An 11,507-nucleotide genomic window follows, 5' to 3' on the forward strand; every position below is an offset into this window, starting at 1 on the left:
GTTAATCGATCAGCCTCAGCTCGAACAACCTAACGTGTCCGCGCCATCACTGCCGCCCCTCGCGGACGCGATCGAGCCCTAGTGCTACGGCTACCACTGCGCTCGTGCAGCCGGTTGCGGAGCCGGCGGTTTCTGTCGAGCCAACCAGCGCAGAACCCAGCTCCCCCGTCCCGACCCGCACCGTCAGCCCTAAGCCGAAGCCGAGCCCAACGAAGCGGTGGGCCGATCGCTATCGCAGCGATGGGCCGGCGGGTATGGCGGACCGGTCATCGCGACCACATCACCGCCGGTCGCGGACACCGCAGCCCGCCGTCCGCAAGATCGCTCACTTGCGCTGGAAACAGCGTCTGGGTCCGATCCAGATCGCTGGGCGGCTCGCCAGGCCGGCCTCGACGGTACATGCCGTGTTGACCCGTGCGGGGTCACCGGCTGTCGCACATCAATCGGGCCACCGGCGAACCCGTGCGCCGATACGAGCACGACTACGCCGGCACCATGATCTCGGGGCAGTGTGCGGCCCGTTAACAGTGCTCCTTCTTCGCTTGTTCGGCGACGGACCTCGCCTGCTTCAGCAGCTCCGCAACCTTGGTCTGGTAGCCGGATCCCTTCTTGCGCCAGGCATCCGTCTTCAGCAATACCTGATTGAGGAGGTCCTTGACTTGGTTTGCGTCTGGCGCCTGGGGCGGTGTGTAGTCCGGTAGCGCGGTGGCAGCCTGCTGATACTCAGCCAATGCGCGGTCGAGGTCAGCGGCGGCGTCTTTGAGGGAATCGATTTCGCCCGTCAGGCTCAACATGTCGCTGTCGATGGTGTAGGCGTCGCTCTCCACGGTGTAGGCGTCGCTGTCTGCGGTGTAGGCATCGCTGCAGGCAACCGACTGGTCAGCCTCCTTGTCCGCCTTTGCAGCGTTGGCTCTTGCGTCTGCGAGGTGGTCGCGAGCGGCGGACAGGTGACTGTCAAAGTCCGAGAACGAAGGCGGCGAGGCGAGCCCGGTTCGAACCGCCTGCTTCTTCTTCATAACGGCGTCAGCTGCGGACGTGATCCGCTGCTGACTCTCTTGCGCTGAGGCCGCCGCTGCGGCACTCGCCGCAGCCGCCTCATGCGCTGAGGCGTTGGCCTGAGCCGACGCCTGCACGACATTCACGGCATCGTTGTACGTCTTGAGCGACCCCGGCTTCAGGGTGACAGATGCGATTGCGCCGTCGTCCTGAGGTACCTGCAGGCTCATGCTGGAGCTCGACAGGGTGCCGGAAATGTTGTGGACGAGCCCGAACCTCTGGGGGAAGCTGAGAGTCAGGGCATTGCCGTCCAAGGTGCCTGTGAAGGCGATGTGCGACGGCGTCGTCGTGGTCGCGCTTTCGTGGGTCATGCGGATCTCGTCCAGGGTTCCCGACAGCGCGTTTGCCTCCCGGGTGACCTGGACCATGACGGCGCTTGTTGCGTCGGCTCCCACCCAGAGGTGGGGGAAATCCTCGGCCTGGCTGCTGAGTCTCGAGCACGACGTCACGGCGAGTCCCGCCGTGAGTAACAAGCCCGCAATCAGTCGAGCACGCCAGGGGCACCTTCGCACCGCTGCAAGTTAGCGATCGCGGCACGCACGCGGTACCGCCATCCGGACGGTGTCCCCTGTAGCTACGTCTATGGCATCCCGCCTTGCCCCGGGGCCGACGCACCGCGGTACCTCGCCAGGAGGACAACTTCCCAAATCAGGAACGTCCCGCTCCGGCATGTAGCCCCAGATCCGATAGCTGGGCAGGGGCGAGCAGCCACCCGAGTAGCCAAGGCGATGCGTCCCGACGACATGCCCGCACGTGATCGCGTCGACCGAGGGCGGCTGGTGCGCGCGGCGGCGGTCGGCGGCTCCGGCCTCGCGTTCATGCCAGTCGACGGGGAACCGGATGGTGCCCTCGCCGTTACAGCCGAAGCAGACGTCGCCGGCCACGTGGGCGTACATCCCGATCCGGCCCTGGCCCTTGCGCTTCGGGCAGGTGTGTGGTTCCGGGTGCGCTGGTGCCGGTGCACTGCGACGTGATTCACGACCGGGCGGTCTACGTGGAGCCGAACGTCTGGGTCCGGCACGGCTGTAGGCGCGCCCGAGCGGCGGGTGCCCGGGGTTCAGCGGGTCGCGTCCGGGTGTCCCGGCATGCTGGAGCCGCCGCCGCTGCTTCCGGAGCCGCCGGCAACGCCGGAGCCGTCGTCCTTGGTGACGATGTCTGGCGGTTCGTCGGTGTTGTCCGGCGCCGGCACCTCGGTGTCCGTCTCGACCTGGACCAACCGGGCCTGGCCGGCCTCGTCCTCGGCGTGCTCCGGGTCGACCGGCAGCTCACCGTCTCGCGCCTGGTACCCCACGGTCGCCTCCCGTCGGTGCCCGATTCCGGTCACGGCTGGCTTCCCCGTGCGTCAGTGGGGAAACCTTCCGGCCGGGTACCCCATCCCGATGACCTCGCGGGCGGCGGCGGCGACGCCGTCCGGCGCTTCCTGCGGAAGGTTGTGGCCGGCGTCGGGGGCACCTGGTGCACCCGGGGGCCGGTGAAGTGGGCTGCCGTGGGGCTGCCGTCCGTGGCGGGGAAGCTCCCGTCCGCCGTACCGTCCAGCGTCCCCAACGGCACGGCGAGCCAGCGGGCCGGGCCACCCCCGCAGACGGCCCGCCCAGCCGGTCACCCCTCGGCCCGCATCCGGGCGGCCATGACTGCCAGATGCGCCTCGTACGCTGCGAGGGCGAGGACGGTGTGGAAGACGTCAACGACCGTCTGGGCGACAAGGGGGGGGGTCACGGCGGTGCGGGCATCCGGCAGTGAAGACGATAGCTGAAGGTGAAACATCGCTTGAGCGCTGATCTTGGTTCACGGGTCGCCTCGAAGAAACCACGCTCGCGTGCACGGATCTGACGCGCGATGCGCGCCCCTGTCGCGGACCGTTCAGGGCCCCGCGCCTCTTGAGGATCATGTGAGGCATCAGGTGGGACGCGAACGTCGAGCGTGCCTCGGGACACGACAGCGCAGAAGGCCGTTGATACTGCCGAATTGACCTCTTCAAGGATCAAGGCGGCCCGCAAGCGCGCGCCGGCCCAGCCCCGGCCTGCTGGCGACCTTCGGCCGACGAGGAGATCCGCCAGTCACCCAGCGCTGACAGAACCTGCTAGAGCGACGAGGGTGGCACTTCTGAATGGCTCCTACGCGCCACCGTGCGTGTGTCCGTGGGGGCGGTCTTAGCGCTCGTCGCTTGCACTGCCAGGGCGGCGACGAGCAGCGCCCCGGCCGTGACGCACAGCAGCCGTACGACAGTCGCCCATGGCAGCTCGTTGGCTGGCAGAAGCGGGGTCAGGGTGTAGCCGATGATTGCGGCGGCGCCCGCGACGGACCAGAACACCGTCGGGCGGGCGGGGACCGGCGGTGGGTTGCCGTGCCAGACGCGAAGGAGCCGGCGGCGGCCGACCACAACGGCGACGCCGAGCGTGACCAGCGCGCCGATGAGGCTGCTGGGAATGTCGGACACGGTCCACCAGGCGACGTCGCTGACCTGGTCCCAGTCGATGCCGAATACGATGCGCAGCCACGCCACGGTGTGGGTGAGGTAGTCCCAAGCGATGTGACTGGCTGCGCCGAGCAGTGCCGATCCGGCGGTGATCTGCCAGGGGTGGCGCACTGTGGCGAGCACCCCGTAGTCGCGCAGCGCGAGCGGGCCGAGGTGGGGTAGGTGGGCGGCGAGGGTCGCGACGGTGGCGCGGACGATCCACGCGCCGAGCAGCGCCACTGGCAGGCACCACCACATCAGCGCGGTGAGGGTGTGGCTCTGCCACTCGGGTCCGATCCCGAGGAATGCGTATTTGATGTCGGGTGCGACCGCCCCGGTAGTCAACGCGACCCCGTCGAACCATCGGGGTCGCCAAAGCTTGAGCGGGAGTACCACACCTGGGTGCGACGGAAAGGTGAGCGGCATCGGCGCATCTTCCCACCTGGGGTCAATAGTGGTGTTGTCAGCGTGGCGCGCCGCATCTGGGAAGCCATTGCTCCACGAACTGAGCCATCCGGCAGACAGACAGCTGGTCCGCATTTAGTCCGCAAGGGGTTGACGGACGGAGAGAAAGCGGTGCGAGATGTCGAGAACCACTTCCCCTGGTAGACCCCGGGTTCCCAAGTCGTCGGCACGGGCAACTTGATCTCATAATGCGTAGGTCGACGGTTCGATTCCGTCAGGCGGCTCGGTACAGAAGCCCAGGTCATCGGCCTGGGCTTCGCCGTTTCCCGAGGTCGACAATGCCGGTGCATGTGCTGGGACGGATCCGTCAAGCAGTGCTGGGGCTAGACACCCGCCTCACCCGTAGCAGTTGCCGAATTGCGCTCTATCAGATCAAGGCGGCCCAAGCGGGCCGCGCCGGCCCGGCCCCGGCCTGCTGGCGACCTCCGGCCGGCATCGGCCGGGCCGGCCGGCCACGCTGCGGAGCATGAAAGGCATTGGAGGCTGAGGCGGGACGATCGCGGTCGGGGTTGCTCTCCATCGAGGGCGGGGCGATCGCTGCCGCGCAGCAGAGCTGCTTGCCTGCGAGTTTCCCAGGCTAGGTTCGCGCATCGATGGCGACGAGGACCAGGGCGTGACCCATCCCCCGGATGCCTAATCCTCTACACCGCTCGTCCGGCGTCAAGGGCGCTGCGCGTCGGCACGCCGATGGCCTACGGCCACCCTTGACCCCGACCGAGCGGCGCAGTCTTTGGCATCTATCCGGGGGATGGGGGCAGACTGGCGGCCACCATCCGTCGAGGCGGTCTGACGGTCAGCTCTCGTCCCTTGCCTCAGCCCGCGCCAGCATCGTCTGGTAATGCTGGTCGATTAGCTCTTGGGTAATGCCCGCACGCTCCCGCTGCGCATGGCCGAGCTGGGTGAGTTGTTCATCAACCCGGATGAAAAGCTCCCTGGCCTGTTCGAGGAAGGCGATCATGTCAGCACGTCCCGCGTCGGAACAGAAGTCCTCTGCGCGCTCTCTCCAGAAGGCATGCGCCAAGTGGTTCCGCAGCCGCACTGCCTCAGCCAGATCATCGATCAGCTCTTGATCGCCCTCCGCCTGCTGCGTGAAGCGGCGAACCAGCCGCCCCAGGGTCTCCTTGAAGTGTTCGTCCCATGGGTCGTTGAGAAGCTTCTTTGCTTCGGCCTCGGCTTCAAGCAGTTTCGAGAAGGCCAGCATGTTGACCACCTGGTGTTCCAGCACGCAAGCCCGGTAGTAGGTCAGGCCGAAGTGCGCATAGGTGGTCTTGTGATCGGTGCCGTCCTCTTCGTCTTCAGGCGGTGGGTCGATCTCAGGCTCGTCACCGAACCGCACGACGTACAGGTGGCTCATACGTTCATCATGGCGAGCGCGACAGCACGACGCTACGGAGTAACGCGGCGAGCAGTCCGCATCCAGTCCGCAAGAGGTCGACGGGCGGTGGGGAAGTGGTGAGAGATGTCGAGAGGTGTTTCCGCTGCTAGTAGCCCACTCGGGCAGGTCGCTGGGTCACCCATCTTGATCTCGTAATCCCTCGGTCGCAGGCTCCAGTCCCGCCGGCCCTCGCGGAAACCCTTTGGTAGGACACAATCACCGCATGGACGATGGTTCCGGGGATGAGGCGGACGCGCGGCGCAACGGGCCGTCCCGTTGGCTCCTGTGGCGGCCACGAGAGCCACGCTGGGTACCGCTCGCCGGTCCCACGGCTAGCCCGGACGTTCCGTTGGCGCTTGACTACGTACTCATTCAAATCCTCGTTGCGGCCTACGTGGCACTCCAATGGGTGATCGTAGTGCTGATCGCACCAGTGGTCTTCGCCGTTCGGACTTTGCGGGCCACTGGCGGGCCATAAGCCCGTGCCCCGAAAGGCCAGTTGAGGCCGTAAGGGACCGCACCGAGCGCGGGAAACGCGGCACGCAGATCCGATCTTGTCCACATCCCAAGCTGACAGTCTGGGAGCCACTGGGGCGAACGGAGGCGGACGAGCCCGGACCGATCCAGTTGCCGAGAGCGCGGCGACCAGGACGACACGGACGTTGCCGAACGGCTGCGGAGCGGCCTTGGGAATCTACGGATCAGATGGCGGCGTGCCAGCCACGTGCCAGTAGCCGGTGCCCCGAACGGGCACGAGCGGGCACGAGCCGTGACCCACTCCCCCGCCACGAGCAGGCGTTTCGGGCATCTCGTGGCGGTGATCTTCGCCCTTCCAAACTGACGGTGCGGGTTCGAAGCCAGCCCGGCCGACCGTGGCGACAGCATGTCTGATGGTGACGGGATGTCGCGCGCCAGCGACCGGGAAACCGGTGGGTCGGAAGGCGGGCCGGGCTGTGATGATCACCGTGTGGAAACCTTGCTCAGCCGGCTGGACGGGATCCAGTGTGCCGAGACGGCGGCCGCTGTGCCATTGGTCAGCGGGACCTTTCCGGCGGGCGAACACGACCGGGTCTGGCGCGCGCTGCGGGCCGAACAGCCGCGCACGGGGCTCTGGCCAGTGCTTGGCTGGACGGCCGACAATGCGGCGGAGGGGACGTACCAATGGTGCCGTGAGCAGCAGGGTCCCGCGTGGCTGGCGGTCCTGCGAGAGGTCGACCCGGCGGAGCGGATGGCGCTCATCATCAGGTCCAAGCTGGAGTGGACTCTCAGCGGGGGCTATCTCACCGAGCCACAGGTCGCGGCGTGGCAGGAGGAGGATCGGGCTGGGTTCGACCCGGTGCGGGTTGCCGCGGCGATTAGCCCGCTGGCGGAGATCCCGCCCGGCGTCGCCCGCCACACCCGGTCGTATCCGCCGACCAGCGTGCTTCTCGTGCCGGCGGCGGCCGGCCACGAGGTGCTCGCCCTGGTGCCGGGACTCATGGCGATCATGAACAATTGGATGGGCGGCCCCTCCCACCCGGACCTGCTCGACGTGGACCACGTGTTCGTGCTGCGGCACTGGGAGAAGGCCTGGGGCGCGGAGCTGTACGCCCCCGACTTCGACGGCCTGGAACTCTTGGTCACCCGCCCGCCGCGCGACCCGCTGGCCGCCGCCATCTGCGCGATCGAGCAGTGGTCCTCCTGCGACGACCTGGAACAGATCCTCGGCGACGTGCACGACGTGGCGCGGCGGCAGGCTCCGGCGGGCCACTGGTCGTTCTGGTGGGACTGAGCGTCCGGCACGCCTACCCCAGCCCCTTGCCAGGCGAGCGGTCCGCATCTGGTCCGCAAGAGGTCGACGGACGGCGGGGGAGTGGTGTGAGATGTCGAGAGGTGTTTCCGCTGCTGGACCCCTATGTATCCAGGTCGTCGGAGCTGGCAATTTGATCTCGTAATGCGTAGGTCGACGATTCGATTCCGTCAGGCGGCTCGGTACAGAAGCCCAGGTCATCGGCCTGGGCTTCGCCGTTTCCCGAGGTCGATCACGAAGGCGACCGCTACGGTCACCCGACGCCGCAGCAGATCCAGCCGTGACACCCGCAGTGCGGACGCCTCACCTGACCACAGCCCGGTGTAGGCGAGGAACCGCACGAGCAGCCCGTAGGTCATTGGTGAGGCATTGGTCCTGCCCCGCAGCGATCAAGTGGCGTTACGAACGTGAAGGAGACGGCGAAGGCGTCGATGAGGTCGCTACCTGCAGAACGCGTTGCTGAAGCTCGTCACGCATCGAGCGGTGGGGAGGGGAGAAGGCGGCGGCTTCCAGCGATTTGGGAAAGATGCGCCGGATGCTGTCCCCGTTTCGTTCGCCATCCTCCGGGGCCTGGTATGTGACGGGTGGACCCAGATGCAAGGCGATTGGCATTCCCAGCCCGGAGAGCTGGTTGAAGTCGAGACCAGCCGGCCCCCTGGCAACATCGGCCGGCCACAACCACAGGCAGTCGACCCACGTATAGACGGTGCGCACGTCCGCAACGGTGTCAGCCCAATCCGGCGCCACTCCGAACACCGACGCCACGCAAACCGGGTGCGGACCTGGTTCCTGGGTGACTTCGGTCCGAAAGGTCGGGTCGCGTTCAAGCACCTCCACGACCCGCGCGGCGAGCTGGTCGCGCACCGGCCCGGGGGGAAGCTTCCGCCCGCTGGGCACGGACATCCACCGCACGACGAAGACGCCGGACGCCGCGACGACCAGCAGCGCCAACGTCAGTACCGACCACCGCCGCATGTGCGAGCCTCCCTGTTCGACTCACGTGATGCCAGAGCGACAAACCCAGATGGTCCCGCTGGCAGGACCACTCGGTCCTGCCAGCGCGGACGTTTCAGACCCTCGCAGCCACGTGCCGCCCCGACTAGCGAGGGGGTGAAGTCTGTGGGCACCTTTGCCGGTGCACAGGCGTGACGGTAGCCGACCGCGCGAGGCCACGGTGACCCTTGACCGCGCGACCACGTGGAGCATCTGGTGGGACACATGAACGTCGAACCTGTCCCGCGATGGGACATCCGACGACGGTCACAGACTGCCGAATCCGCTTCATCAGATCAAGGCGGCCCGCAAGCGGCCAGCGCCGGCCCGGCCCCGGCCTGCTGGCGACCTCCGGCCGGCATCGGCCGGGCCGGCCGGCCACGCTGACGGATCACAACACCTGGAGGACCTCGGGGCTCCGCCCCGAACCCCGGCCCTCCTCAGAGATGCCGCTGCGGATCACCTCGCCGGGCACCGCAAGGGCTACCAGCCTCCCCGGACGGGGCCAAGGTCGTTCCTTAGGGTTCCTGCGTCTGGATGTTGTTCCGGGCCGCCGGGCTGGCTGGGTGTGGCTCAAGGTCGTTTGCCGTTGGGTGGCCATAGACGAGCGGCCGCCCAGCCAGCCCAGGGCGCCTTGGCCGCTGATTGAGATCTGCGAATCGTCGCTTGCTAAGGAACTGCCGGTGAGGTCGTCCGAGGTGACCTGGATCTGTGTGAGGTTCGGGAGGATGTCTTGGCGCAGGTATGGGTAGGCGTCGACGCTGGCAAGCAGACGCACCACGCGGTCGCGGTGGACATTGCCGGGCGGGTGCTGTGCTCGACGCGGGTGGCCAACGATCAGCAGGCGATCGCGGAGCTGATCGACCGGGTCGGCATCAGCGACGAGGTGGTGTGGGCGGTTGACCTGGTGGGTTGCGAGACCGCGCTGCTGCGGGCCATGTTGGCCGTTGCTGGTCACCGGGTCGTCTATGTCCCGGGCCGGACGGTCAAGACGATGGCCGCTGGGTTCGCCGGCGAGGCGAAGACTGACGCGCGTGATGCGGTGGTCATCGCGCACACGGCTCGGATGCGGCATGACTTTCTGCCCGTCGAGGCACCGACGGAGCTGATCGCCAAGCTCGCGCTGCTGGTGGCGCACCGCGCCGACCTGGTCGAGGACTGGGTCCGCACCGTCAACCGGCTGCGCCGACTGATGCTCGGGATCTCCCCGGGGTTGGAACGCACGTTGACCTTCACCAACATTGCGGCGCTGGTCCTGATCAGCGCCTACCAGACCCCCGAGCAGATCCGCGATGCCGGTCGCGAGCAGCTCATCGCGCACCTGCGCCGGCATCGGGCGGTGCACGCCGCGAAGGTCGCCGATCAGGCGCTGGCCGCCGCGGTTGAGCAGGACCTCATCCTGCCCGGACAAGACACCGCCGCCGCCCTGGCCGGTGAGCTGGCTACGCATCTGCTACAGCTGCACCAACGCATGAAGAACACCGACAAGGCCATCGAGGCGGTGTTTGCTGCCCATCCGCAGGCCCGCATCATCCGCAGCCTGCCCGGAATGGGGCCGCTGGCGGCGGCGGAGTTCATCGTCGCGGTCGGGGACCTGTCCACCTTCGCCAGCGCCGACCATCTGGCCGCCTACGCGGGCCTGGCGCCGGTCGCCCGTGACTCCGGCAAGCGCACCGGCAATCTGCGCCGCCCGCAGCGTTACAACCGGCGGCTGCGGCACGTGTTCTACATGTCCGCCCTGAGCACGCTGCGGATCGACGGCCCGAACCAGGATTACTACCAGCGCAAACGCGCCGAAGGGCGCAAGCACCAACAGGCCCTGATCGCCCTGGCTCGCCGCGGCGTCAACGTCCTCTGGGCCCTGCTACGTGACAATCGGTGTTTTCAAGTCCAACCACCATCGATGGCCACCGCATAGACCCACTGTCATGGTGGTTCGCCGGCCACCTTCTTCCGAGATCAGCCGCCGAACGTCAGGCCGGGGAGGAGCCACTCAGCTCGTCCGCACGAAGCAAGAGTTCTCTGGCATGCTCGTTCCAGTCCGGCCCGTGAAGATAGAGGTCCGTGCCGGCCGCCCGCAGCAACTCGGCGTCGTCCGGGCGCTGAAGGCAAGCCAAACGGTAGGCGAGGTTCCTCGCCCAGACCGGCAGACCCACCGTCGGAACCGGGCTGGTTTCCTGCATCATCGTCGTGATCTCGTCAGCGTCGGCGAAGGTCAGCGTCTCGATGAATTCCCAGGTGGCGTCGTTCATATGGTTCCCCGGACGCTCAGGATGTTCCGGATCAGCGCAGAGGTCGAGGGCAAGTTCGCTGAGGCTCTTCACGATCCAATCATCCCCGCCACCGACAGCCAACGGTGCGCTGCCCCGCGCGACCCTCCCTCAGAGACCACCGCGACCCTCCCTCAGAGACCACCGCCAGGGTCTCCCCGGTCGGGCACCCAAGGGCTGCCCGAGAACCTCGGCCAGGAACAAGCCTGCCCGACCGAGGAGACCCAACGCCCACCGCACCGACTCTTGATACCCACCATTGAGACTCGGCTGGTAAGGCGCTCCACCTTGTCCCCGTCCGGGGAGGCTGGACGGTCGGAGACTGCCCGACGAGGAAATTCGCCGCTTTCCAGCCAGGCCCGCATGGCTACTCAAGCATTGACCTGTAGCGGTCGCCAGCGTCGCTGATCGGGCGGTAGCGCTCGTTGGCTGCCGCTGCGTGCAGTGCGGCCAGGAGCTCGTCTGCGGCCGGCAGATCGAGTGCTTCCCGGAGCCGGTCCCGTTCCATGTCGAGCTGCGGCCAGTCAGCGCGAATGTAGTGGTCTGCTTGGGCCAGCCAGTCCCGTAGCTGGCTGCCATCATCAGCGAACGGCCTTGCGGTCGCGTCGTGGAGACTGGACAGGCCAACGACGAGTGCCAGCGCATCACGCAGGGACGTGGCAATTATCCCGCCCTCGCCTTCTGACCCGACGTACACGACTGGTCGTTGACTACCTGAGCCGACCAACATGAATGCTCCGCCCGAGGCATCCCCGGCGATCATCTCAAGGGATTCGCCATTGGCTAGGTGGACCGGCTCCCCCGGTCCGTATGCCGCCCGGGAGACATCGAAGTCGAACAACCGCGCCAACAGGGCCGCGATCCACGGCGTAGCGCGGATTTGATCCAGCAGAGCGCGATCGGATTGCACGTCAGCGACGGTACCGCCCAGGGTCGGTGGGCCATCCACGGGCCAGTAACGGTGTCCCTGGACGGTCACGAGCGGGCACGAGATGCAACCAGACCGCCCGCCGGCCGCAGGCTTTCGGGCATCACGGCCGGTTGAGCACGCTCTTTCAAACTGACGGTCTGAGTTCCGCGCGGGCAGACTGAAATTAGTCTCCA

Annotated in this window: 9 protein-coding genes and 1 pseudogene; 3 read left to right on the top strand and 7 right to left on the bottom strand. The window is 67.3% G+C overall.

The genetic code is table 11. The features are described from left to right. Positions 1-200: 200 nt before the first annotated feature. A pseudogene (locus V6U79_RS06085) lies at positions 201-501 on the top strand (leucine zipper domain-containing protein); the annotation flags it as partial. Positions 502-521: 20 nt separating this feature from the next. Here V6U79_RS06085 and V6U79_RS06090 read toward each other — a convergent pair. From V6U79_RS06090 to V6U79_RS06105, 4 genes are all read right to left on the bottom strand, one after another. Continuing rightward, a complete protein-coding gene (locus V6U79_RS06090; RefSeq protein ID WP_334613814.1) occupies positions 522-1,424 on the bottom strand; it encodes a hypothetical protein in 903 nt (300 codons plus the stop codon). Positions 1,425-2,113: 689 nt separating this feature from the next. After that, the gene (locus tag V6U79_RS06095; RefSeq protein WP_334613815.1) at positions 2,114-2,380 is read right to left on the bottom strand and encodes a preprotein translocase YidC; all 267 of its coding nucleotides are present in this window, start codon (positions 2,378-2,380) and stop codon (positions 2,114-2,116) included. A 756-nt stretch (positions 2,381-3,136) separates the two neighbouring features. Further along, the gene (locus tag V6U79_RS06100; RefSeq protein WP_334613817.1) at positions 3,137-3,937 is read right to left on the bottom strand and encodes a DUF4184 family protein; all 801 of its coding nucleotides are present in this window, start codon (positions 3,935-3,937) and stop codon (positions 3,137-3,139) included. Between the two features lie 832 nt (positions 3,938-4,769). Continuing rightward, the gene (locus tag V6U79_RS06105; RefSeq protein WP_334613818.1) at positions 4,770-5,330 is read right to left on the bottom strand and encodes a hypothetical protein; all 561 of its coding nucleotides are present in this window, start codon (positions 5,328-5,330) and stop codon (positions 4,770-4,772) included. Positions 5,331-6,252: 922 nt separating this feature from the next. On the opposite strand from V6U79_RS06105, the gene V6U79_RS06110 reads away from it, so the two are divergent. Next, positions 6,253-7,122, top strand: a complete 870-nt coding sequence (locus V6U79_RS06110) for a DUF4253 domain-containing protein (RefSeq protein ID WP_334613819.1) — start codon at positions 6,253-6,255, stop codon at positions 7,120-7,122. Between the two features lie 417 nt (positions 7,123-7,539). Here V6U79_RS06110 and V6U79_RS06115 read toward each other — a convergent pair whose 3' ends face one another. After that, positions 7,540-8,115: a hypothetical protein gene (locus V6U79_RS06115; protein ID WP_334613820.1), complete on the bottom strand. Its 576-nt coding sequence runs from the start codon at positions 8,113-8,115 to the stop codon at positions 7,540-7,542. A 751-nt stretch (positions 8,116-8,866) separates the two neighbouring features. Here V6U79_RS06115 and V6U79_RS06120 point away from each other — a divergent pair. Continuing rightward, positions 8,867-10,051: an IS110 family RNA-guided transposase gene (locus V6U79_RS06120; protein WP_334613821.1), complete on the top strand. Its 1,185-nt coding sequence runs from the start codon at positions 8,867-8,869 to the stop codon at positions 10,049-10,051. Between the two features lie 55 nt (positions 10,052-10,106). Here the strand turns inward: V6U79_RS06120 and V6U79_RS06125 are convergent, their stop codons facing one another. Both V6U79_RS06125 and V6U79_RS06130 read right to left on the bottom strand, forming a co-directional pair. Continuing rightward, positions 10,107-10,457 (bottom strand): hypothetical protein, encoded by a 351-nt coding sequence (locus V6U79_RS06125; RefSeq protein WP_334613822.1) that lies wholly within the window; start codon positions 10,455-10,457, stop codon positions 10,107-10,109. A 313-nt stretch (positions 10,458-10,770) separates the two neighbouring features. Then, the gene (locus V6U79_RS06130) at positions 10,771-11,313 is read right to left on the bottom strand and encodes a hypothetical protein (protein ID WP_334613823.1); all 543 of its coding nucleotides are present in this window, start codon (positions 11,311-11,313) and stop codon (positions 10,771-10,773) included. Between the last annotated feature and the right edge of the window lie 194 nt (positions 11,314-11,507).

Source organism: Micromonospora psammae (assembly GCF_036902725.1).
Taxonomy (GTDB): domain Bacteria; phylum Actinomycetota; class Actinomycetes; order Mycobacteriales; family Micromonosporaceae; genus Micromonospora.